Consider the following 24,604-nt stretch of genomic DNA (forward strand, 5'->3'; position numbering starts at 1 on the left):
GCTCCACCAGATATTGTTGATAATTTGATCTGCTCATGGCTATTGTTATGCAAAAGTAAAACGTCGTCAACTTGAATTTGTAACGAATTCAAGATAGATTAATAAAATACGATGAATGGTCAAGCGAGGAGGAGAATGATGGCTGAACAACATAAAAATGAGCACGGCGGTGCACGGGCCAATGCGGGTCGAAAGGCAAAATTTCAGGAACCCACTAAGGTGATTCGTGTGCCTGAGTCGCAAGTGGCATTTATCAAACAATGGCTGCTCGATAATTTAAAAACCAATAACCTGGTCGATTTTAAAACTTCGATCAAGGCACAGGCGATTCAGCCCAATACCGCCAAAATCTATCAGATTCCACTTGCCACTGAGCGTGTTGCGGCAGGTTTTCCGTCGCCGGCACAAGATCACGTCGAACAGGGACTCGATTTAAACGAATATCTGATTCGTAACGAAAGTGCGACGTTTATTGTGAAGGCCAATTCGCTTTCCATGCTCGATGCAGGTATTGATATCGACGATCCACTGATTGTTGACCGTAGCCTTCCTGCAAAATCGGGTGATATTGTGATCGCCATGGTCGACAATGAATTTACGGTCAAACGCTTGATGATCGATCATCATTTTCAGCCTCCAAAAATCTGGCTAAAAGCCGAAAATCCTGACTTTCAAGATATTTATATCGATGAAGGCCAAGAATTGGTGATTTGGGGTGTAGTGACTTACAACCTTAAACGAATGCGATAAGTCCATGAAACAGCGTGTTTTTGCGCTCGTCGACGTCAATAATTGTTACGTCAGTTGTGAGCGAGTATTCGACCCCAAATTACATCAACGCCCAGTGGTTGTTTTGTCTAATAACGATGGCTGTGTCGTGTCACGCTCTAAAGAAGCCAAGGCATTGGGCATTAAAATGGCAGTTCCGCTTTTTCAGATTCAGCATTTAATTCGTCGGCATCACGTGGCTGTGCTCTCGAGCAACTACGCACTGTATGCCGAAATGTCCAGACGCTTTATGAATATTCTGGCTAACTTTGTCGGGCCGAACGATCAGGAAATCTATTCCATTGATGAATGTTTTTTGGAGCTGACCGACCATCAGCACAGAGAAAACCTCAGTCAATATGCACGCCAGATTTTAAAAACCGTACAGACATGGTTAGGACTACCGTGCTGTATTGGTATTGGTTACTCAAAAACTCAAGCCAAAATGGCCAATCACCTCGCCAAAACCCATGCTGCATTTGATGGTGTCTGTAACATGGTCAATGAAGACCCCTGTGTGATTGAAGATTTGCTGGCACACACCGATGTAGGGGAGGTGTGGGGCGTCGGACGCAAGCTACAAAAGCGTCTTGAACAAATGCAGATTTGCAGTGTGATGGATTTGGTTGAAGCTGATGATAAGCGACTCGGTCAACATTTTTCAGTGATACTTGAAAATACAGTCCGTGAGCTTCGAGGGATATCTTGTATTGAACTTGAACATCAAGTGCCCGATAAGCAGCATATTATTAGTAGCCGTAGCTTTGGACAACCTGTTAAGGATTTGCAAAATCTGAGTGAAGCCTTAACGCAGTTTACCCAGCGGGCTGTAGAGCGGCTTTATGCACAGCGCCTGTTATGTAAATCGATCGGTGTTAGTATCCGTACCAACCGCTTTCAAGACGCTGAGTATTTTCATCCCTATACGATTGTCCATTTGAGAGATTACACCGACAATCTGCTGGAAATTAATAAAGCGGTTCAATATGGATTAAAGTGTATCTTTAAAGTAGGGCACAGCTACAAAAAAGCCGGTATTACGCTACTAGATGTAATTCCTCGGCAGCAATATGTACCAGATCTGTTTTTCGATGCACAGAGCACCATTAAAAATCAAAAATTACTGGATATATTGATACAAATAAACAAAGAGCATGGCAAAGATCGAATTGTTTTGGCTCCTTTGACGAATAAGCAGCCTCGACCTTGGAAAATGAATCAGGCACATAAATCGCCCAGTTATCTTACTCAGTGGGCGGATGTGCTGAGGGTGCAATGATTAAATTTTAAGTATTGGTTTTGGTAAAAATAACCTTGTTTTTTGATTATAATGAAAGAATAAAAGTATATTTTTTCTTTAAATTGAAAAAATTGTCACTAATTTGGCTTTAAATGAAAAAAAATTTAAAAAATGAAATAAAAAAGTGATTTTAAGGGAAACAATCCCACCCTGATTTTCCTACACTATATCTCAAGGGTGTGATAGGGATCGAAAAGAGTAGCATGCACCAAAACGTATAACGTTAGTGTGTACTCACCCAAAAGGTCTCGATTCGGCTTAGGACGCTATAGATCAAGAGTTTATAGGCAAAAGGTTACAGCTTACAAAGCTTTAATTGTTGAAGTTAAACATATTGTTTTCCCTAAACACCCTCAAGATTTTAAAAGAATATAAAACATTATAAAAATCTAACATTCAGCATTTATATACTCTCTTCATCTTCATCTTCATCTTCATCTTCATCTTCATCTTCATCTTCATCTTCATCTTCATCTTCATCTTCATCTTCATCTTGACGCAAAATAGAACAGATCAGCTCAAATTGATTTTGAACTTTAGTCGCGCAGATCTGATCAGTCACAACCACTGCCAGAAAAATCATTTAAACTTTAAGCATCGAATAAAAATGCGAAATGGATAAAGCAACATCATGAAATTTCCTCCTCAACAAAAAATTGCAGCAACCTATATGCGTGGTGGTACCAGTAAAGGTGTATTTTTTAATTTAAATGATTTGCCCGTTGAGGCTCAGGTTGCAGGAGCCGCTCGCGACCAACTTTTGCTGCGTGTGATTGGAAGTCCCGATCCCTATGGCAAGCAAATTGACGGCATGGGCGGTGCAACATCAAGTACCAGTAAAACGGTCATTCTCGCCAAAAGTCAACAACCCGAGCATGATGTTGATTATTTGTTTGGACAGGTTTCGATTGACCAACCGTTTATCGACTGGAGCGGTAATTGCGGCAATTTAACCGCAGCAGTGGGTGCCTTTGCGATTCGTCAGGGATTGATTGACCCAGAGCGAGTTCCAGACAACGGACACTGCACAGTACGCATCTGGCAAAAAAATATTCAAAAAACCATTATTGCCCACGTGCCGATCACACACGGTGTGGTACAAGAAACTGGCGATTTTGAACTCGACGGAGTTACTTTTCCCGCCGCAGAAGTTCAGATCGAATTTTTAGATCCTGCCGAAGACGGTGAGGATGGCGGGGCAATGTTTCCAACGGGTCAAGTTGTCGATGATCTAGAAGTGCCTGGAGTTGGAACGTTTAAAGCCACATTCATCAATGCAGGCATTCCGACCATCTTTTTAAATGCAGCAGAACTGGGCTATACAGGTACCGAATTACAAAATCAGATTAATAATGATGTTGCTGCGCTGGCGCGTTTTGAAACCATTCGTGCCCATGGAGCAGTCAAAATGGGACTTATCAAAGACATTTCAGAAGCAGCATCACGCCAGCACACACCGAAAATTGCGTTTGTTGCGCCGCCGCAGTCCTATCAGGCATCGAGCGGAAAAACGGTTGAGCTATCCGATATCGATTTACTGGTGCGCGCATTATCGATGGGTAAATTGCACCATGCCATGATGGGAACCGCCGCAGTCGCCATTGGTACTGCCGCTGCCGTACCGGGAACGTTGGTACACACAGCTGCTGGTGCCATACCACGTGAAGCGGTTCGATTTGGTCATCCATCGGGTACCTTACGTGTTGGTGCAGAAGCAGTACAAGACACCAGCGGACAATGGCAAGTGAAAAAAGCAATTATGAGTCGTAGTGCCCGTGTTCTGATGGAGGGTTTTGTTTATGTGCCTCAGTAATATGTATCAGGCTTAAACTAACTGTTGCTGTCTGACGCACTGAGTTGGCCTTCAGCAATGAGCTGTTCGGCCATCTCTTTCGTTTTTTTCAAGCCGGGCATTCGATATTCGGTATGCCCGTAATCTTGAATCGATTTCCAGCGGCCTCCCCACGTTAAGCCTACCGACTCTGCAACTTCACCATAAAGCTGATAGCCACGCATGGCCCACGGATCACGCTCCGAAATTACGACTTTGCCGTTACGTTTAAATGCCACATCGGCGGCTAGGCCAAATTGATGATAGCTTTGATAGCCCCGGGCACGCGTGGTATTGGGGTTGCCAGACAAGAAGTTCTGTCGCTCAGGGCTACGGTATCCTTCGAGTAATACCAATTCATAGCCATGGCGCTCTTTCATGATTTTAAACACCATCAACAAACGTTGTTTGTAACGTGGATTCATCTTGTCCCATTTACGATCAACAAACTGGGTATCCATAATCAGACTATGGTGCCCAATGCCTTCGGCCTCCGCTGTGATACTCGGTTCTGCAGGCCGACTACTGGCATATTGCTGTTCGAGCTGATTGGCCTCAACAATTGCAGCTTCAATCAAGGATTGATCGACTTCAGGTGGAGGCGTGAGCATTTCACCATTTAAGAGCGTATAGATTTGTGGATCGACTTCTTTTAGATATTCGGCTTCAATTTTGCTTGAGCTGACTGGTCGTGTAAAAGCAAACACCAGCACACTACTAAACAATAGTAATCCTGCAATTAAAATCCACCATTGCTGCAAATGCCATTGCGACTGTAATTGCTGCGATGACGATGCTGCATGCATGCGCTGTACCATCGTTTTAGCATGCTGGATTTTATGTTTACTTTGGGGGAGAAGTGTCTGAAGCCATTGTTTCGCTTTAAAGCGCAGCTCATACGACATAAACAGTGTTAATGTCACTGCCACTGCAATAAAACCCAAAATAATCAGAATGATCATAGATGAGACTTAACTTGCCTCTGCAGGTTTTGCTGGTGCAGCAGTTGAAGGCTCGGCTGTAGAATCTGTTGTCGGCTTCGTAACTGGCGCGGCAACATCATGATTCGTTTTAGGCTCTGCTGTATTGGCTTTTTTGGGTGCCGCTTGGGCCGCAGGTTTAGGGGATGTTGCTGTTTTCGGTGTCGCATGTAGCGATTGATCAAATGGCGAAACACGTTGAACCGGCGCGGCTGCGGGGGTATGCGAAAAAAGTTTGCTGAGCTCACTGTCTTTCGGCTGTGCGATTTCAGTATCGGCTTCATCGCCCGTTGTCGCGGTTACATGCGCGGTTTCTGAACGTGCAGGTGTTTCCACATCCTGACGTAAGCTGGGTGGATTCGGCGTAATTGGAACCACAACCTCCTCGGCTTGTGAGTGTGCCGAAGATGAACCCATAGACGGTTGTAAAACCAGAAAAAATCCCATTAAAGTGACGCCAACGCCAGTCATGAACCCCACAAGACCAAACATAAAAGGTGAAGCTGATTTTTTTTTAGATGTTTGTAATATACGTAATGAAGTCGGTTTTTCTTGTGCCATATCCGTGCCTTTTAAGGTAAGTAAATGGTGATATGTGCTTCTTCAGCAGGCGCGGAAACCACATTCTGATAAGGTGCAAGTGAGCTATTGGCCTGATGCCCCAACATATATTTGAGTCCGCCGAAACTCAAAAGTGCAAAAATCAGTAAAATAATTAAAATCCAAAAAAATGGCAGCTCACCATGAATCATATTTCGAATTTGATCGGGAATAGCCGCAAAAGGTGAGAAGGCCGCCTTTTTACCCTTTAAGTAGTCAATTTCATCTCCAACCCGTGCCACTAAATGATTCAGACTTTCAATCGATTCAATCCGATATTTGCCCTGAAATCCGAGCAATAAACAATAATGAAAGACTTCTAAAGACGCGAGACGCGCTTTCCCTTTACTGCGCAGTTGTTCCAGTATTTCAAAAAATTGATAGCCAGCAAGCTGTGAACCAAAGAGGCTTAATTGTAATGGACTGATCAGCCATGCATTTTGCAAGTGAAAGAAACTTGGATCTTGCTGAGTCACAATCGTTTCATCTATCAGCGCACAAAAAGCATATTTAGCATCGTGGATATCATCGGCTGAAAAATGCAGCTTTTTAGCTTGCTGTTCAAAGCGATTGAGTAAGTCGACAATTTTCTGGCGGAATTCTTGTACATCCGACGGGATATACTGATTTCGAATGAGGAAAACAATATAAAACCCATCATGTAACAAATCGACCAGATTGACACTTTGCTGCTGACTGTATTGATTGGGTGCTGAAAAATCACCGCCGATTTTGCCATCGTCAAATAGTGAAGGGGCACCAGTAGGTTGGCTCATCCAGATTCTCCTTAGGCGTTCATCACAGCAATCAATTCAATGCTAATATCTTGAAAACCCGATGGAACGTATAAACAGATCGATTCGGATTCCAGCATGCGTTGATACAGATCGTGATGTGGTTCAATTTCGAAATAACTTACCCCAGAGCGCACGGGAATAGCGGTCGGCACCTGCATCAGATGATGCAATGGTATGGCAGGTAGGGCTGCCACCACGCGTTGCTCGACATCTACTGTACTGCCCACTTTAAAGCGTAACGGCACGATCTGAACCAGTTCGTGGGTTTGCATCATGCTGCTCGACACTGCAATATACAGCCGTGTATCTCGGGTGATTTTGTCTGATTCAAGACTACCCAACCAGTAAGAAGGACGAATTTCCTTAAGCGCAATACTGATATATCGACTCGAAATAATCGTATCTAGCAAATCGCGTAAAATGACATCCAGCTCTTGAAAACTATGCTGTAATTGATGATGGCGATATGAAGGCAACTGATCGACTTCGTACGCGGTTGAAAACGTCAGTAAAGACCCTGTTAGGCGTAACAACTCAAAGAAAAGCCGCTCTGGATGAATTTGAGGATACTGCAAAAAATGGCTTAATGTGGCATGTGCTGTATTCAGTGCATTGACCAACCAGAACGAGACAATATCGCCAGAGCGAAATTCGATGAGTTTCTGTTCGTTTTCGCGATTGTTGGTCTGAATCGTTTTAATTTTGGCGCGAATGACATTCAGCGTACGTTTTAAATTAGAGGTTAAGGCCTCTGAAGCTTCGATATGGAGTAGCGGTGCAATAAACTTCTGATCCAGTTCGAAAGCGCCAGAGCTATGACGTTTGATGCGTCCAATCGGGAGGTATAAAAAACCCTCTAACTGGCTAATTGGATCTGCGACTGGATCGAGTAAGCGTAATACGGCACGACGTCGGAGTAAGGTGATGTCGGCAGGTTGAGCATCGGTAAACAAGTCATGGGTATGTGCAAGATGCGATGCATAGCGCCCCGAATGCTGCTGTTCTTGATCATGACTCATGTTCTTTTTATTGGGCTGAACCACAGGTAGCGTCAGATAAATCGTCATCTCACCACGGAAATTCAGATCATCAAGTAATAAAGGTTCCGGCAATAAATCTGTACTCGGTGCGTGATAAATCTCGCCGTCTTGCCAAATCATTTCAATGTTTTCGAGTGCCAGCACGTGCGTACCGAGTTGTAACTCGTCAAAACGCAGTTGCCGAATACCATATGCAAATGGAATGGTTGACCGAATGGTTTGATTCAGGCGCTGCTCATGATAGCTGTCCTGAATTTGAAAATGCTGTGGACGTAAAAACAATCCTTCGCCCCAGAGGATTTTTTCTGCTTTAAACATATGTTTTTACCCACATTTATTCATATTCATTTTGGGTTTGAACACCCAATGCATCATGTATTTGTTGAAGCGGATGTTCATCCTTAATCACTTGGGCCAGCCATTCGTGTAGCGGCATCTGACTCCATTTAATGGTTTTTTGCAGCATATAACTGACAGGGCTGTGCGGTTCATTGGTTTGAAAATAGTCCGAAATTTGCTGTAGTACGCGAATGGCCTGTTCGCGGTTTTCAATATGGCTTTGAGCAACTGGCTGAAACTGTGAGGATACAGGCTGTGCTACAGGATGGTTACTTTGGTCTAAAGCGACAACATCATTGTGGTTTTGATCAGATATGGAGGAGGTTTGGCTTGGCGCAGTATCAAACGTATCAGCCTTATAAATTTTACGCAGGGTCACATCAATTCCCTCCAGACTCGAATCAATCGCAGCATAGCTTGGCGCATCAAGCCCCATATGTGTATCAAGTACCTGTTTTAAGGTATGCCATTGCTCAAGAATTTCTTTAAATGACTGATAGTTTTGATATTGAAAACTTTTTGAAGTGTTAAACAGGGCTTGCTCAAATACTTCAAGTTCATTTGGTGCATCTGAATCGGAGTATTCATCGCTTTGCTTTCTACGAATATTCTGATGGTAAAGAAAACTTTCGTATTGCAGCAATGCATAATGAGGTGCTGTATTGATCAGAGGTACTTTTTTTACAAGCATTGGAAGCTGATTAATTAATCCCTGTAATAGCCCCAAACGCTGGTCTAAATCCTGATCTTCAATCACCGGATGAATCGAATCCCAGTAACGATCGAGGAGCAGATGACTCAGCTCTACGCCTTTGGCAATACCTTCAAATCCAGCCAGATTTGCCCAGCCTTCAACGAGCCAAGTGAGTAAACGAATATCTTTGGTGTGCTGTTGTAATAAATCTGTCGATGTCTCAATCACCAATTCCCAGTTGGCCTGTTTGGGTGCGGTAACCCAATCTCCCTGATCAAGCAGCAGATCATCTTGTGTTCTGGCCTGCTTGATCCGATGAAATTCATTAGAGAATGAATAATCCTCTCCACATGGCGAGTGTTCAGTAATTGGATTTAGCAATTCTGACAAATTTAGTTGCATAGCATTACTCTATAGACTCACGCTTCAGACACTTTAGTCGTTTTGACGACACGTTTTTTGCTCGATTTTTTTTCAACAGGATCAAGCTGGTAGACGATTTCATCGTCTTGGGTATCTATTACAATTCGTTTTGGTAGGTTTTGATCGGCCAACGCCATCAAAATGTGGGTGGCAAGTGCTGGTAATACACTTGCATTTAAAATGTGATCAACATTACGCGCACCACTATCGACTTCGGTACAACGCATCAAAATGAGTTCAACCACATCATCTGAATACTCCACCTCTGTACTGTACTGAGCCGTCAAACGGTGAACAATTTTATCGAGTTTATGGCGGATAATCTGAATCAGTAACTCATCGTGCAATGGAAAATAGGGCACAATTCGCATACGTCCTAAAAATGCCGGTTTAAAGTGCTGATACAAACTTGGTTTAAGTTGTTCAATCAATTCAATCGCGCTTGGCCATTCCTCGACTGGGCGGTTAATACACGTTTTCATGATGCTGCTTGAACCCGCATTTGAGGTCAGAATGAGGGTGGTATTTTTAAAATCGATTAATCGGCCTTCACCATCCTCAAGCATGCCTTTATCAAACACCTGATAAAACAGCTCTTGAACATCGCTATGGGCTTTTTCAATTTCATCGAGTAATACCACGCTGTACGGATGACGACGCACAGCTTCGGTTAACACGCCACCTTGACCGTAACCGACATAGCCTGGAGGCGCACCTTTTAGGGATGAAACGGTATGTGCTTCTTGGTATTCAGACATATTGATGGTAATCAGGTGTTGTTCACCACCATAAAGCTCATTTGCAAGTGCAAGTGCAGTTTCTGTTTTACCGACACCACTTGGCCCTACCAGTAAAAATACGCCTTGTGGCTTATTGGGATCTTCCAAACGAGCTTTAGAGGTTTTAATTCCCTGCACGAGCTGTTCAAGCGCATAGTCTTGTCCCATTACGCGCTGTTCTAATTTATCTTTGAGCGTCAGGATCTGTTGAATTTCGTCATGCACCATATTACCTACTGGAATACCGGTCCAGTCGGAAATAATCTGGTTAATCATCTGTGCAGTCACACGTTCAAACACCAATGGCTCATTGCCCTGAAGCTGTTGTAAGCTACTACGCAATGGCAAAAGCTGAGCTGAATAATCCTCTAAATTTTCATTATTTTTTTGAATATCCTGAATTTTTTTAACCAGTTCAAGCTCTTGCTGCCAGCGTGCATGTACGGCTTGGATCTGATGATTTACAGCTTGAATATCCTGATTCAAGCTGTTTAAACGCTGCTCATGTGCCGCAGAGTGGCGATGCTCATGCGTTAATAAATCGTGTTCAAGTTGAAGATTATGCAGCTCGGCCTGTAGCTGATCGAGCATCACCGGCTGTGCATTTTGTGTCAGTGCGACACGCGCTGCGGCGGTATCGAGCACACTGATGGCTTTGTCTGGGAGCTGACGACCGCTGATGTAGCGATGCGAGGCCTGTACGGCTGTCACAATCGCCTCATCGTCGATATGTAAATTAAAATGCTGCTGCATGACTGGAATCATGGCGCGCAGCATGTCAACCGCAACTTCTTCAGACGGTTCTTCAACTTTAATGACCTGAAAGCGGCGGCTGAGTGCAGCATCTTTTTCAAAATATTGTTTGTATTCTGCCCACGTGGTTGCTGCGATTGTTCGAAGCTCACCCCGCGCAAGGGCAGGCTTCAAAAGGTTGGCAGCATCATTTTGCCCGGCTTGTCCACCTGCACCAATCAGGGTATGTGCCTCGTCAATGAACAAAATAATAGGATGCGTCGAAGATTGAACTTCTTGAATCACTTGTTTTAAACGATTTTCAAATTCACCTTTTACACTTGCGCCTGCTTGTAGCAGCCCCATATCCAAGGTATGCAAGTGTACATTGAGTAGGGCACTCGGTACCTGACCTTGTGCAATCTTGAGTGCAAGCCCTTCAACCACCGCGGTTTTTCCCACGCCAGGTTCACCAGTTAAAATCGGATTGTTCTGACGTCTACGCATCAAAATATCCAGCATTAAGCGAATTTCATTTTCACGGCCAATTACAGGATCAATTGCACCATTTTTAGCTTTATCGGTTAGATTGATGGTGTATAAATCGAGTGCTGGCGTTTTTTGTTTGGTATCTGACGCTTTTGCAGGTGCAGGATTAACGTCTTCGTGATGAATATTTTCTGGGCTGTGTTCACACTCTTCGAGAAACTTATGTTTGAGTAATTCAACTGGAATATCCTCAAAACGTTCCGATGCACGAATCGCAATTTGATAAAGATCGGCTGCTGTTAATAGCGCGACCAATAAGTGGCCACTTCGAATAATCGGAGTTTGATCTGCTGATGCAACTAACCAAGCCTGTTCCAATAATCGAACAATTGATTTTGAGAAAATTGGCGTGCGATTATTTCCCTTAGGCAGGGTGTTAAGTGATTGATTTAAATCACTTGAAAGTTCATCTAAATTAATTTTGTATTTATTTAGTAAAATTTTTAAATCGTTATTGCTGTTTTGATTTAAAAGCTCTAAAAAAAGGTGTTCGATTTCAATTTCAAAGTTTTGTAACAAAATACATGAGTTTGCTGATTTTTCTAATGCTGTCCGAGAGTTACTCGATAATTTGGTAATTAGAATTTTTAAATTGCTCATCATAAATCTCAGGTCGTTTTATTAATATTTACTAGAATCTTGAATAAGAAAATTCACATCTTCTAAAAAATAAAACACCATTTTTTATGTATAATTTATTGATTTTAAATAAATTATACTTTTTTAGGTGCGTTTTGCTTTTTTATTCTACCGAAAAAAAACATTAATGGGTAGATGAAGTTGATTGTATTAAACTCTCTTGTATTGATTATTGATTGCGTGTTAAATAAAGTTTTAAAATAAATAGACAGATTAGTCTTGACGAGCTTGGTGTGTTTTTTGATAGAATCCGCACGTTCGAATTTTATAAAAATTGATGAGCAGATTTGTGATTGACAAAAAATTGTAATGTCTTTCCCTAAAAAATTTAAATGATTAAGAGGCATATTTTGAGAAAAAGTATTGTATTTTCAGTGATTTTAGTTGGCTTAACATTTTTAAATTCTGCTCATGCAAACGATGAAAATATTAAGCTGAAAAAGAGCTGTATACGTGATTATCCGCAGGCTGCAGGGCAAACAGATCAAGCCCTACTTTCACTTTATGCACAAGTGTGTGATAAAAAAAATGCCGATCGTAAAAATGATTTATTGGCTCAGGCTGCGATGCGTTTTCATCAGATCGGACAAAATATGAATGCGCTGTATTTGGTTAATCAACTCAAGCAGCAGAATGTTCGCGGAAATCTCCTCACAGACGTCACTTTCTTATCGAGCGTTGCGATTGCGAATACAAGCTTAAAAGAGATGCGTAACACTGAAATGCGTTTTCTCACTGAAGATACGACTTATCCACCCGCGAAAGAACTTGCCGACGCGATTAAAAGTGCTGTTCCTGCGCCAGATACCTCAAACCTCAAACCCATCACCGATGAATCACTCAGAAATAAAGCACGTGCCCAACGTGTAGCTGCAACGTCCAGCACGAAGCGTTCTACAAAAAGTACGCCTAAACCAAAAGCGTCAAGCCCGGCTCCAGCCAAAGCCGCCGCTCCCGCATCGAAATCAAGTGCAAGTCCATTTGATTCTTTAAAGTAATTTGACACAGGAAAATTGACCATGGCGAAAAGAGAAAGCGTACAAAAGAAGCTTCAACGAATTCGACCACCACGTGTACAACTCACCTATGACGTTGAGATTGGTGATGGCAAAGAAGCAAAAGAGTTGCCATTTGTGGTAGGCGTAATGGGAGATTTTTCTGCGGCGTCAGAAGTTGAAAAAACCAAATTAAAAGATAAAAAATTTATTAACGTTGATTTAGACAATATTGACGATGTGATGCAATCCATGGCACCTCGTGCCGCGTTTGATGTAGGGAATACCTTAACTGAACAAGGTGGACGAATGCATGTGGATTTAACCTTTAATTCGATGGATGACTTTCGACCAGAACACGTGGCCCAACAAGTTGAGCCATTACGTAAGCTGGTCGAAGCACGTGAGCGTCTGACCGATTTGCGTAATAAAATTTCGAATAATGAGCGACTTGAAGATTTACTTGATGAAGTGCTGAAAAATACTGATCAAGTGCGTAAATTAAGCAATGAGGTGGATCATGAGTAATTCACAACTGGCCAATACAGCGGCAGCAGTCGAGACTCAAAGTACACCTTTGCTCGATTCAATTGTCGAGCAAAGCCGCATTGCGCGTAATGATGAAGAGCATACACGTGCCAAAAGCCTCATTGGTGAATTGGCCAAAGAGGTGATGGCAGGTACCATTACCGTCTCTGAAAACATGACCTTGTCAATTGACAAACGAATTGCAGAGATTGATGCCTTGATTTCCCAGCAGCTCAGCGAAATTATGCATCATGAAAAGTTTCAAAAAATTGAATCGACTTGGCGTGGACTCTACTATTTCTGCCAAGAAACACCGTCAAATCCATTAATCAAAATCCGCATGCTCAATACCACAAAAAAAGAGCTGATCAAGGATTTTCAGGGTGCAACCGATTTCGATCAAAGTACCTTGTTTAAAAAGATTTATGAAGAAGAATACGGCTCTTTTGGGGGTGCACCTTATTCGGCGTTGATTGGTGATTTCGAGTTTGACCGCACGCCATCGGACATGTATCTGCTTGAGCAAATTTCACATGTAGCTGCTGCGGCTCATGCGCCGTTTATCTCGGCTGCCAATCCAAATATGTTTGGATTAGAGTCTTATACAGATATTGATCGCCCTCGTGATGTATCGAAAATTTTTGAAACGGCCGAATACGTACAATGGCGTTCGTTTCGAGACAGTGAAGACGCGCGCTATGTAGCGTTGACGATGCCACGTGTTTTGGGTCGTCTGCCGTATCATCCGAAAGAAGGTACCGCCACTGAAGGCTTTAACTTCGCAGAGGATGTGACAGGTCAAGATCACCACGATTATTTGTGGATGAATGCGGCTTATGCCTTTGGTACTCGACTCACCAATGCGTTTGATTTACACGGCTGGTGTGCCGCGATTCGTGGTGTTGAAGGCGGCGGACTGGTCGAAGGCCTGCCTGTACATACCTTTAAAACGCATGACGGTGAGGTGGCATTTAAATGCCCAACTGAAATTGCAATTACAGACCGTCGTGAAAAAGAGCTGAGCGATTTAGGCTTTATTCCGTTAGTACACTGTAAAAATACCGATTACGCTGCATTTTTTGGTGCGCAATCGACGCAAAAACCGAAAAAGTACGACAGTGATACTGCAAATGCCAATTCCGCATTGTCGAGTCAAATTCAATACATCATGGCCGTATCGCGTATTGCACATTACTTAAAAGCAATGATGCGCGATAAAGTCGGAAGTTTTGCTTCAGCAGGGAACGTAGAAGCCTTCTTGAATGAATGGCTGTCTCAGTATGTATTGCTTGATGATGGAGCTTCACAAGAAGCAAAAGCGCAATACCCACTTCGTGAGGCATCTGTAAAGGTTGTAGAAGATCCGGCACAACCGGGACACTACAAATCGGTGGTCTTTTTAAGACCCCACTTCCAGCTGGATGAGTTGTCAGTTTCTTTAAGACTAGTCACGGAACTTCCGCAGTCCTCAAATTAGAGAACAGCTCATAATAACTTTAAATTACAATAGGATAATTTTGAAATGAAAGATATATACGTTCAATTTCGTGGTAAATACAAGGTGGACGGCGAGTCACGTGATGCTGAGCACAAAGACTGGCTAGAAGTCAATTCATGGGCTCATAACATTCGTCAGCCAAAATCAGCAACTTCAAGTAGCGTCGGTGGTCATACAGCAGAACGTGTTGAACACTCAGACATGCTCTTTGTAAAAGATTTGGATGCAACAAGTCCAAAACTTTGGGAAGCATGTTCAGCGGGTTACACTTTCGACGAAGTACAGATCGACTTTTACCGTGCCAATGGCGACAAACGAATCAAGTACTTGCAGATTAAATTGAAGCATGTCTTGGTATCAAGCGTGACACCAACTGTAAATGAAGAAGGTGTACCGACTGAAACGTTTGGTCTTAAGTACGCAGCAGTAGAGTGGACTTACAACCAGCAAGACATCAATGGTACAGCGAAGGGTGCCGTTACCAAGAAATGGTCGTTGTCTAACAACACCGCGTCTTACGCAGCATAATGCATTAACTTCGAGCTGGATAGAGAACAATTTCGATTGTTCTCTATCTGGTTTTTCATGTTTGAGAAAATGAATCTAGATCACTTATATCCATTTGGATTTCGTTCGACACTGTTTGATCGACTTGCCCCTGAACAAGAAGATTTAAGCGGTTTGTCCGTACAACAATTGCGCGAATCTGTGGCACGTGATTTAGAAGATTTGCTCAACAGCCGCATTGCAAAAATGGACCATGTCATGGATCACTATCCATTGGCTCAAAAATCTATTTTACAGTTTGGCATTATCGACTTTGTCGGTTTATCGACAGCCAATCCAATGGATCGGGAAAAAATCTGTCAATCAATCGAACAATCGATTGCCGCACATGAGCCTCGCTTAAAGCAGGTCAAGGTCGAGATGTTGCTTGATGGTCATAATATGGGCGCATTGTGTTTGAGTATTCAGGCCTATCTGAATATCCACCCATTATATGAACCAGTAGTATTTGATGCCTTGCTGAAACCAACCACACAACAATATGTAATTTCTGCTCAAAGCTAAGTGGAGCTGCTGTGATAGAAGAACTTTTACCCTACTATGAAAAACAGCTTCAAGAGTTTGGTCAGCAATCGCGTGAGTTTGCGCAGAAATATCCTAAAATTGCACAGCGTCTCGCGCTCAATCAAGAACAGATTGATGATCCGCATATCGAGCGCTTGATTCAGGCCTTTTCTTTAATTGCGGCGCGTATTGATAAAAAAATTACAGACAGCCACGACATTTTTACCCGCTCATTATTTGAGGTGATGTTTCCGCAATATTTGCGACACTTTCCAGCCTGTAGTGTGGTGAGTTTTGATGATCCTCAGAAACTCAAACAATTGACCGAGCCACATCTTATTCCGGCACAAACACGTTTGAAATCGCGCAGCTTTCGAGGCGTGCAGTGCGAATTTAACACCGCCTACGATGTACGCTTATTGCCCATTCAACTGGCACGGGTTGAATTTAAAACATTAGACAGTGCTCGTGCACACTTGAGCCAAAATGCCAGTTTTAACTTTCATTTTGATCTTTTGAATCCGGCGCAGACATGGCTGCTTGATGAACAATTACCGATTTATCTGGACAGTATTTCTAATTTTCCGCTTCAAGTACTCGATCAGTTATTTAAAACAGAGACCCAGTTTTCGATTACTGTAAACCGCCAGACGCATAGTATTCCGAATCCATTTCAGATCATGGGCTTTGAAGAAGAGCAGGCCTTACTGCCGATTGATCAGCATACCCATCATGCTTATCGGTTGTTGATGGAATATTTTTGCTTTCCAGAAAAATTCAATTATTTAAAGCTTAATCTTTCTATACTCAAGTCGTTCTTGTCGGGCCAGTCTAATTTTGAGCTATCAGTTCATCTTAAACTCAACTTGAATGATACAGCGAGCGTTCGTAATTACTCTGAACTTGTCACTGAAAACTTCAAACTCTTTACCACACCGATTATCAATCTTTTTGAAAAACAGGCTGAACCACAAAAGATCAATCATCAGCAACTTGAATATTCATTATTGACCGATGCTCATTATCCTGATGCCTATCAGGTGTATGCTATTCAAAATATGCAGATGATTCGCGAGAAAAGTAATCAGGAACAGATCACCACACCTGTTTTACCTTTTTTCGCCATGAGTCATTATCACCCTCAGACGGTTAAGTTTTTTTATGCATTGAATCAGCAAAAAATAAGCAGTTCGAGCCGGATGCAGACCCGATTTACAATTGTTTCAAAACAGCTGGAACCATTTAATACGTCTTCAGACTACGTGAGTACGCAATTGTTGTGTTCAAACTGGGACCTTCCACACGAGGTCTTGGGACAAACACACACCACGCTCAATCTAAACAACAGTACGCTGGCACGCCGTGCAACGGTTTTAAAACGACCTACCATGCCGTATCAGTTTGAACAAAATAAAAATGAGCAGTGGCGAATTATTTCGCATTTATCACTCAATACGCTGGCACTCATGAAAGGCGATAGCCTGTCGCATCTAAAGGAACTTTTAGCGCTCTATAATTTGCCACATTCTAAAGAAAATACATTACTGATTCATGCCATCAAACAAATCCAGTTTGAATTAACGCACAAGCTAGTCGAGGCCAAACCTTTTCCTATGTTTGTGCGAGGGATCAAAGCCAACGTTTATGTTGATCCTACAGTTTTTCGTGGGCACAGCGTATATATTTTCAGTCAGTTGCTCAGTCATATCTTCAATTTAAAAGTTCAAATGAACAGTTTTGTCGATGTGGTGATTTGGGACAGTCAACGTCAACAGGAGTTATACCAATGCGTTCAGAACGTTGGTGGCAAAGCACTTCTGTAACAGAAAACCTGTTTCAGACACCTAAAAAATTCGAATTTATTCAGGCCATCCGTTTACTGCGACATGTACCATTTCGCCTCAATCAGCGTCGCTGGGCATCGCATTTTTATTTTGGTACATCGTTAGAATTGGGTTTTCCTGCCACTGAAATTGAGCATCTGGCACAAGAAAATGATCGTATCGAACTGGTCAACCTAATTGTCGGTTTAACTGGAACGCAAGGCGCATTGCCTTATACCTATACCAACAAAGTCAAGCGCAGTGCACGGCCTCAACGTAAAGAAACCCAAGCCTTTTTAGGTCTGTTTAACCACACTTTGTCTGCCCAGTATGTAGATGCCAGTCTGGTACATCATTTACCGCTTCGCTATGAAATTGAAGAAGAAAATCATTATTTAAAGATTTTGCATGCACTGAATGGCTATATTGCCGAGCAGCATCAGCAGCCAGAGTTAGACGAATACTTCGCAGAATTTGCAGGCTTAATGCAGGGGCAAAACCATACGGCTTATGCACTCAGTACCATGCTGCGTTGTATTTTTAAACAGCAAGTAAAAGTTCAAGAGTTTATTCGGGAAAAGTTTGCCTTAAATGATGCACAGAAAACTTCTTTAGGCGGACAAAACCCGAGCTTATTGGGCGTGAATACCTTCTGTGGTGATCAAGTAGAGCAGATGGATGGCAAAATTGAGATCCAGATTGGCCCACTGCAACGTCAGGATTACTTGCGTTTTTTGCCATCTGGTGTGCATAGCCAGCGATTAAAACAAATTTTACAAACATGGAGTAACCCGACGCTATTGGTCGATGTACGTCTGATTTTAAAACATGAAGATGTACAACCATTTCAATTGAGTTCAGTGCATGAGCAGGGGCTAGGACAAGGTGCATTTTTGATGTCGGCAGCATCTGGGCAAGATCGTGATGATACCTGCTATGCCTTGATCGGGGTGGTTGCATGATAAAAAAAATAATATGGGTGTTGCTGGGTGTTTTACTACTGGTTATCAGTGTAGTAATTCTTTACTGGAAGGACAGTCAGTTTGATCCAAGCAGTACCGATTTATGGCTGTATCTGTTTGTACTGCCTCTTGTATTGGGGCTTTTGATCTTAAGTCCATGGCTTCTTTATCGCGCCTATCGTGCATATCAAAATCGTCAGCAACAAGCTTCAATGCAGCCGCAACATGCTCAGGAAATACCTGCTCAAGCCGTGCAGGCAGAAGTGCCCGAGTGGCTTAAGCTGAATGTTTTTGCCGCATCTGCCTATGCCGCAAGTGGTGAAAACACAGATATTCTTGAGGCGATTGTGGCTTATCAAAGTCCAAGTTTAGATAGTGAGCTGACCAATTCTTATGGTTTGCCTATTTTGTCATATCGCATTGCAGATTTAGTTTTGGCTGACGATGAATCGGAGCTTGCGCTTCGTCAGCAGCGAATTTATAGCTTGATTCAGCATCAACTCGAACAGCATCAATCGGTGTTTGAGTCGATTGCCGCGCATTTAAATCGTTCTGCATTATTTTATGACACACAGGAAAGTTATGACTATCGTGTTCATCCAGGTTGGAAAAATGAGCAAGCCGATACACCTGAGCTTGAATCCGCAATGTTCACGCCACCTGTACAGCAGCTCGATCGTTTAACGCTACAACTATTTTTGCCTGAAGACTTGTTACACATTTGGCAGGATGAGCATGCCAATTCGCTGATCTATGCACAGCTTACGCAGTACGGTTTAAATCCAGAGCAGCTCATGATTGAGTATCAATTTGTGAGTTCAGTTTCGGCTTATTCTAAATGGAACAGTTTACTTCGAGAAATTACAAGTAAACCAAATGAAGTGTATTGGGTGGCAGCAGTCGATTCGGAAATTGATCAGGATGTAATAGACGAGCGCTTCTGGCAAAAAGAAAATCACGTACCGGCCGAGTTTATCAGTAGCTGTTGTATAGCAGTAGAGACCGTGGTGATTGAAGGCTTAGAATCTATCAAGCATCTGAATGTCTGTAAAGCTGCTGCGCACGCTCACGCTGCACTTTGTGATTTAAATCTGGAAACACATGCGCAGTATGAAGCGGAAGATCCTTTTGTGTATGTGCTTGAGCCAGCAACACAATTCAATTTGAGCAAAAAACTCGATCATTTTTTTCAACAAACTTCAATCGAGGCGCATCACTATCTCTATCCGTGCGCGCTCAGTGCCGATACTCAGCAGGTGGCAAAAATCTATGCCACGATGCTGGCGATGCAAGCAACTCTCCCGCCGCTTAATGTGGTGGTGAGTACAACAGATCACACATTAACGGTCATTCAAAATCCAGTGGCTGAGGTTGAAACCAAGGATGAGGCTGCTGCATGACCTTAACTTTTTTAATTTTAAATTTGAAATGAGAACACGATGTATACAATTTTAGGCTACTTGTGGCAGTACATCACTAATCCAAAAGCGATCATCGCACTGTCGTTGCTGGTGGCGCTAATTTCATCGTATTCATATATTCCCCAGACCATTTTCTGGATTTTGCTGGCTCTGTACGTGCTGATGTTGCTTGCATATGGCATCTACTGGTTAATTCAGCGTCGCCGACATGCCAAACAAGGAGAAGAACTGGCACAGGCGATTGAAAAAGAAATCGAAACAGAAACGCATTCACATAACAATAAAGACGAACTGCATTTGATGCAGCAACAAATGAAAGAGTCGGTTCAACTGATTCGTAAGTCTCGCCTTGGAGATAAGAAGGGCAACGCGGCATTATATGAGCTGCCGTGGTACATGGTGATCGGGAATCCTGCTGCGGGCAAAAGTTCTGCAATCTATAATTCTGGCTTAAAATTTCCTTTTGAAGAGAACCATCAGAAAATGGTCTCTGCGGGACTCAGCGGAACGAGAAACTGCGACTGGTTTTTTTCGACTGACGGTATTTTACTGGATACCGCGGGGCGCTACTCGGTGTACTCAGAAGATCACTCTGAGTGGTTGGGCTTTTTAAGCCTATTGAAAAAAAATCGCCCGAAGGCACCTGTGAATGGACTGATTGTGATTGTGAGTATTGCAGAGCTCATTAGTCAAAGTCCTGAAAGTTCGCTCAAGCTTGCGAAAAACTTACGTGCGCGTATACAAGATCTGACCGAAAAGCTTGAAGTAATTGTTCCGGTTTATCTGGTCTTTTCAAAGATGGATTTAATTGCAGGGTTCACCGAATTTTTCGATTGCTACGAGGCGCAAGAATACAATCAGGCTTGGGGCGCTACACTGCCGTATGAGCAAAACTCATCGCAAAATGCTGTGGATCTTTTTGATCATCATTACAATGTTTTGTATGAAGGGCTAAAAGGGGTCAGTACGACACATCTAAGCCGGCGTCATGCGCAAAATATTTCACCGAGCGTCATGACCTTCCCACTCGAGTTTAAAACACTTAAACCCGCATTAAGAAGCTTTGTTTCAACCCTGTTTGAAGATAATCCGTACCAGTTCCAACCCGTATTTCGCGGCTTTTATTTTACCAGTGCCTTACAAGAGGGTGTGGTCGAAAGCCCGATGACCGAGCAGATTGCTCAGGAGTTTCGCTTATCGGCCATTGAACATCCCGAACAGCCACACGCAACTCAATCGCAGATTCAAAATCACGGTTATTTCTTAAAAGGATTATTTTCCGATGTGATTTTGCGTGATAAAGAACTGGTCAAACAGCACATCAATCCAGCCAAAAAACGTCAGCGCCACGTTGCCTTTATTGGTTCGTTAGTGGGGGTTGCTTTGATTTTGGGAGTATGGGTCTGGTCATATCGCAATAATCAGCAACTGATTCAAGATGTGCAGGCCGATTTAAACAAAGTGGTGCAATTAGAAAAAACTTCCGGTCAGCAACTTTCAACCCAACTGGATGCACTGTTGATTTTACAAGAACGGTTGCAACAGCTTGATGAGTTTGATCAGCATCGCCCGCTCAAATTTAGTTTTGGTTTGTATCAAGGTAATCGCTTGCGTGAGCAACTGCGTGCCGAGTATCTCAATGGTGTTCGTCAAATTGTATTGATACCTACGCAGCAAAATATTGCGCAGTATTTGCAACGTGTAAAAGGCAATGAAGAGTCGCTTAAAGCCAATCATTCAAATGTTGAGATCAAACAAGTCGCAAAAACACAGCAGTATCTCGAGCCATCAGACAGCAATCCGCAAGATGCCTATAATGCACTCAAAGCGTATCTGATGATGAGTAATCCGCAGTACCGCGAATCGAGCCATTTAAATGATCAGGTGACACGTTTCTGGCGCTCTTGGCTAGATGCCAATAAAGGTCAGATGCCGCGCGGTGAAATGATCCAAAAAGCTGAACAAATTTTATCTTATGCACTGACACTGACCACCGATTCAAATTTTCCGGTGTTACAAGCCGATAGCCAACTGGTCGATCAAACACGTCAGGTCTTATTGGCTGTAATTCGGGGAATGCCTGCGCGTGATCGTGTGTATAACGAAATTAAAATGCGTGCTGCTGTGCGTTATCCTGCATTAACTGTCTCGCAGATTGTGGGTGAAAACAGTAAAGGAATTATCCTAGGCAGTTATGCGCTCCCGGGAATGTTCACTCATAAGGCATGGACTGACTATATCGAAACCGCTATTGATGAAGTCGCCAATAAACCTACAGACACCAAAGACTGGGTACTCAATAGCCGCCAGTCAGACGATCTGACCTTTTCGGGAAGTCCAGAGCAGATTCGCAAACAATTGGTGGCGTTATATAAACAAGACTATATCGCAGAATGGCGTAAGTTTTTAAATGGTGTGCATTACGCCAAAGCCACTCAATTTAGCCAGCAAGTGAAAAATATTGATGTTTTGGGTGAACCGCAAAATTCACCGATTCGTACCTTTCTTGATCGGGTTGCAATAGAAACCAACTGGGATAACCCGGTGGTTCAGGCCGAACTGGCTGCACCGCAAAAAGGTTTTATTGCATGGTTTAAACGCAAAGTGCTTAATCGTGATGATGATAAGCTCAAGCAACAAGCCATGAGCAAAGCCCAAGGGCAGATCTCACAGCAATATCAGATGTTTTATCAACTGGTGCGCAAACGCGATGATCAGCAAAACAAATCACTGTTAGATGAATATCTTGAAAATCTCGCGCAAGTGCGTAGTAAATTCAACGAGCTGAAAAATGCGGGTGAGATTGGCCCAAGTGCAATCACTTTGGTGAAACAAACCATCAACGATCAAACTTCGGTGTTTAATGTGACACAGAAATTGATTGATGAAAAAATCTCGGTCGGCGCAAATGAGCTGGATCAGCAGATGTTGCAACGCTTTTTAGTGACGCCGCTGACGCAGTCTTTTGACAGTCTGATTGTACCTGCACAAGACGAAATTAATAAATTATGGACCATGCAGGCCTATCAGCCATTTAGTACCAATTTAAGTCAGAAATATCCGTTTAATTCATCGGCTACCTTGCAGGCCACCAATGCTGAAATCGGGCAAATTTTTGGTGAAAGTGGCAGCATTGCGCGCTTTGTTAAAGAAAATCTGGATCCGCTGGTGATTCGACGTGGCTATACACTGACCTCAAAAACATGGAAAGACTTAGGCATTAGCTTAAATCCTCAGTTTGTGATGAATTTCCAGCGTTATGTTGCGCCGATTAATGGCATGGCAACAGGCGAATTAAATCAAACGCCTGCTGCTGCACCAGCGGCAGCTCAGTCTAACTTCCAATTTTATCCATTACCGAATAGCCAGTTCAGCTCGTATACGATTGATATCGATGGCCAACGTATGACCTACGAGAACGGTATTCAACAGTGGGTCAATTTTGTTTGGCCAAATCAAGGTGCAATACCGGGTGCTCGTATTACAGCAGTCGATTTACAAGGAAAAACCCATACCATTTTTGATGAGCCGGGTGAGTATGGCATTAATCGACTGATCGACCGTGCACAGCGCAAAGAGCAAAATGGTAGTTTTGAGATGACGTGGAAAAGTAAAACCGATCCAAATCTGATGGTCAAAGTGAATTTCAGACTCATCAGCGGTAATCACTCTGGCAATATTGGCTCAAGCCGTGGTTATACGGGCTTACAACTGGTCGATAAAGTCACCACCACCAAGGCGGTTCGTGTAGTGGCTGCTCAGCAAGCACCCACTGTAGCTTCAACCAACAATACACCAGCTGCTGGGGCACAGGCACCAGCGACGGGAGCACGCCCATAATGAGAAACAACCAGTCTGACATAGGGAGGAATGTATGCAGCACGTAAATACCACTCCCTTGTATTTTGGTAAAAGTCCAGCACGTGGCGACTTTCTAAAAAGTAAAGGGCAGCCCTCACTGCTCCAATTGATTGATCAATGGATCACGGAGGCACTGGAAAATGCAATGCAATCGCCTGAATTCAAAGCTCGCTATGCCGATTTTCCAGCGCTGGACTTTTTTATTGCCAACCCACAGGAAAAGATGTTTCTGGCTGCCAATCTGATTACCAGTCAGGACAGTTCTGGACGTGCTTTTCCAATGGTGCTGGGTCAATTGATGGATGTGGAGCAGCCTTATCAGAATATCTTGTTTGCGCCGTATCGCTACAAAATGCTGTTGGTCGATTTGTATCAAAAAAACAAGGTGATCAAAACCATACGTGAGCCGGGCATTTTGCTGGACAAACTCAATCAACTGCCAGCACAGGCACAGGTTTTTACTGCAGAGGAATATGCAGGATTTTATGAAAACCATACCATGCATTCATTTGCACAACTGATGAAAATGAATGTATATCAGCTGGCACAAAGCATGATTGGTTTGGGTTTGTTGCTGCAACCGATTTTAAAAAATGGAACCAAGCAGCTAAATAAGGTGTTGGTTCTGCCGCTCAATAATCCGATGTATTGCTATGAAATTGCCGCTTTTTGGGTCAGTTTAGTTGGGCGTTTTCTAAAGCAAGACAACACCGAAGTGTTAATTGGATTGTTGCATCGTGAGCAGCCGGTACTTTTGTTTGGGTTTCAAGGTGCTGACATACTGGCACTGAGTGATCTGTTTGTGCAAAACATGCAAAGTTCACATTGGGTTTCGCTGGTTGAAGCTCAGTGGATTGACCGCTACCTTGAACAAAATGCGGGACTGGCCACCTTGGAGCAATCGCTGTGTCAGCGGCAGTTAAGCCTGTCACAAGGCTTGAAGCTCTTTAGACAAACATTTTTAGATGAATAAT

At 43.0% G+C, this 24,604-nt stretch carries 20 protein-coding genes; 13 read left to right on the forward strand and 7 right to left on the reverse strand.

Annotated elements, in window-relative coordinates; genetic code table 11:
* Positions 1 to 138 precede the first annotated feature (138 nt).
* Both umuD and QLG00_RS01790 read left to right on the forward strand, forming a co-directional pair.
* On the forward strand, positions 139 to 750 hold the full coding sequence (gene umuD / locus QLG00_RS01785; protein WP_004939604.1) for a translesion error-prone DNA polymerase V autoproteolytic subunit: 612 nt from the start codon (positions 139 to 141) through the stop codon (positions 748 to 750).
* A 4-nt stretch (positions 751 to 754) separates the two neighbouring features.
* On the forward strand, positions 755 to 2,047 hold the full coding sequence (locus tag QLG00_RS01790; RefSeq protein ID WP_282470402.1) for a Y-family DNA polymerase: 1,293 nt from the start codon (positions 755 to 757) through the stop codon (positions 2,045 to 2,047).
* 424 nt (positions 2,048 to 2,471) lie between these two features.
* Here QLG00_RS01790 and QLG00_RS01795 read toward each other — a convergent pair whose 3' ends face one another.
* On the reverse strand, positions 2,472 to 2,630 hold the full coding sequence (locus QLG00_RS01795) for a hypothetical protein (protein ID WP_282470403.1): 159 nt from the start codon (positions 2,628 to 2,630) through the stop codon (positions 2,472 to 2,474).
* A gap of 69 nt (positions 2,631 to 2,699) precedes the next feature.
* On the opposite strand from QLG00_RS01795, the gene prpF reads away from it, so the two are divergent.
* Positions 2,700 to 3,881 carry a 2-methylaconitate cis-trans isomerase PrpF gene (gene prpF / locus QLG00_RS01800; protein WP_282470404.1) on the forward strand — a complete coding sequence of 394 codons (1,182 nt, stop codon included), beginning with the start codon at positions 2,700 to 2,702 and terminating at the stop codon, positions 3,879 to 3,881.
* A gap of 17 nt (positions 3,882 to 3,898) precedes the next feature.
* Here the strand turns inward: prpF and QLG00_RS01805 are convergent, their stop codons facing one another.
* Genes QLG00_RS01805 through tssH form a run of 6 tightly spaced genes read right to left on the reverse strand, consistent with a single transcriptional unit; the run spans position 3,899 to position 11,435 of the window.
* The gene (locus tag QLG00_RS01805; RefSeq protein ID WP_055415489.1) at positions 3,899 to 4,861 is read right to left on the reverse strand and encodes a M15 family metallopeptidase; all 963 of its coding nucleotides are present in this window, start codon (positions 4,859 to 4,861) and stop codon (positions 3,899 to 3,901) included.
* A 9-nt stretch (positions 4,862 to 4,870) separates the two neighbouring features.
* Positions 4,871 to 5,440 (reverse strand): hypothetical protein, encoded by a 570-nt coding sequence (locus QLG00_RS01810; RefSeq protein WP_282470405.1) that lies wholly within the window; start codon positions 5,438 to 5,440, stop codon positions 4,871 to 4,873.
* A gap of 11 nt (positions 5,441 to 5,451) precedes the next feature.
* Complete coding sequence (icmH, locus tag QLG00_RS01815; RefSeq protein WP_004939586.1) at positions 5,452 to 6,255, reverse strand: type IVB secretion system protein IcmH/DotU; 804 nt, start codon at positions 6,253 to 6,255, stop codon at positions 5,452 to 5,454.
* An 11-nt stretch (positions 6,256 to 6,266) separates the two neighbouring features.
* On the reverse strand, positions 6,267 to 7,634 hold the full coding sequence (gene tssK / locus QLG00_RS01820; protein WP_048765789.1) for a type VI secretion system baseplate subunit TssK: 1,368 nt from the start codon (positions 7,632 to 7,634) through the stop codon (positions 6,267 to 6,269).
* 16 nt (positions 7,635 to 7,650) lie between these two features.
* The gene (gene tssA / locus QLG00_RS01825; protein WP_151868103.1) at positions 7,651 to 8,751 is read right to left on the reverse strand and encodes a type VI secretion system protein TssA; all 1,101 of its coding nucleotides are present in this window, start codon (positions 8,749 to 8,751) and stop codon (positions 7,651 to 7,653) included.
* A 17-nt stretch (positions 8,752 to 8,768) separates the two neighbouring features.
* Positions 8,769 to 11,435: a type VI secretion system ATPase TssH gene (gene tssH / locus QLG00_RS01830; protein ID WP_282470406.1), complete on the reverse strand. Its 2,667-nt coding sequence runs from the start codon at positions 11,433 to 11,435 to the stop codon at positions 8,769 to 8,771.
* A 386-nt stretch (positions 11,436 to 11,821) separates the two neighbouring features.
* On the opposite strand from tssH, the gene QLG00_RS01835 reads away from it, so the two are divergent.
* The 10 genes from QLG00_RS01835 (at position 11,822) to tagF (ending at position 24,603) form a co-directional block, all read left to right on the forward strand.
* Entirely contained in the window at positions 11,822 to 12,469 is a 648-nt protein-coding gene (locus QLG00_RS01835; protein WP_004939578.1) for a hypothetical protein, read from the forward strand.
* Positions 12,470 to 12,490: 21 nt separating this feature from the next.
* Complete coding sequence (tssB, locus tag QLG00_RS01840; RefSeq protein ID WP_004939573.1) at positions 12,491 to 12,994, forward strand: type VI secretion system contractile sheath small subunit; 504 nt, start codon at positions 12,491 to 12,493, stop codon at positions 12,992 to 12,994.
* On the forward strand, positions 12,987 to 14,471 hold the full coding sequence (gene tssC, locus QLG00_RS01845) for a type VI secretion system contractile sheath large subunit (protein ID WP_282470407.1): 1,485 nt from the start codon (positions 12,987 to 12,989) through the stop codon (positions 14,469 to 14,471). Before tssB ends, tssC begins: the two co-directional genes overlap by 8 nt.
* 45 nt (positions 14,472 to 14,516) lie before the next feature.
* Complete coding sequence (locus QLG00_RS01850) at positions 14,517 to 15,020, forward strand: type VI secretion system tube protein Hcp (protein WP_004939568.1); 504 nt, start codon at positions 14,517 to 14,519, stop codon at positions 15,018 to 15,020.
* A 69-nt stretch (positions 15,021 to 15,089) separates the two neighbouring features.
* Positions 15,090 to 15,563, forward strand: a complete 474-nt coding sequence (gene tssE, locus QLG00_RS01855; RefSeq protein ID WP_039910098.1) for a type VI secretion system baseplate subunit TssE — start codon at positions 15,090 to 15,092, stop codon at positions 15,561 to 15,563.
* Between the two features lie 11 nt (positions 15,564 to 15,574).
* Positions 15,575 to 17,386 carry a type VI secretion system baseplate subunit TssF gene (gene tssF / locus QLG00_RS01860; RefSeq protein ID WP_282470408.1) on the forward strand — a complete coding sequence of 604 codons (1,812 nt, stop codon included), beginning with the start codon at positions 15,575 to 15,577 and terminating at the stop codon, positions 17,384 to 17,386.
* A complete protein-coding gene (gene tssG, locus QLG00_RS01865; protein WP_151746599.1) occupies positions 17,350 to 18,348 on the forward strand; it encodes a type VI secretion system baseplate subunit TssG in 999 nt (332 codons plus the stop codon). The genes tssF and tssG overlap by 37 nt, the downstream gene beginning before the upstream one ends.
* Entirely contained in the window at positions 18,345 to 19,748 is a 1,404-nt protein-coding gene (locus QLG00_RS01870; protein ID WP_282470409.1) for a hypothetical protein, read from the forward strand. Before tssG ends, QLG00_RS01870 begins: the two co-directional genes overlap by 4 nt.
* Before the next feature lie 39 nt (positions 19,749 to 19,787).
* On the forward strand, positions 19,788 to 23,609 hold the full coding sequence (gene tssM, locus QLG00_RS01875; protein ID WP_151746601.1) for a type VI secretion system membrane subunit TssM: 3,822 nt from the start codon (positions 19,788 to 19,790) through the stop codon (positions 23,607 to 23,609).
* Positions 23,610 to 23,643: 34 nt separating this feature from the next.
* Positions 23,644 to 24,603, forward strand: coding sequence for a type VI secretion system-associated protein TagF (gene tagF / locus QLG00_RS01880; RefSeq protein WP_282470410.1), 960 nt, complete (start codon positions 23,644 to 23,646; stop codon positions 24,601 to 24,603).
* Position 24,604 lies beyond the last annotated feature (1 nt).

The organism is Acinetobacter sp. V89_7 (genome assembly GCF_029967895.1).
Taxonomy (GTDB): Bacteria; Pseudomonadota; Gammaproteobacteria; order Pseudomonadales; family Moraxellaceae; genus Acinetobacter; species Acinetobacter soli.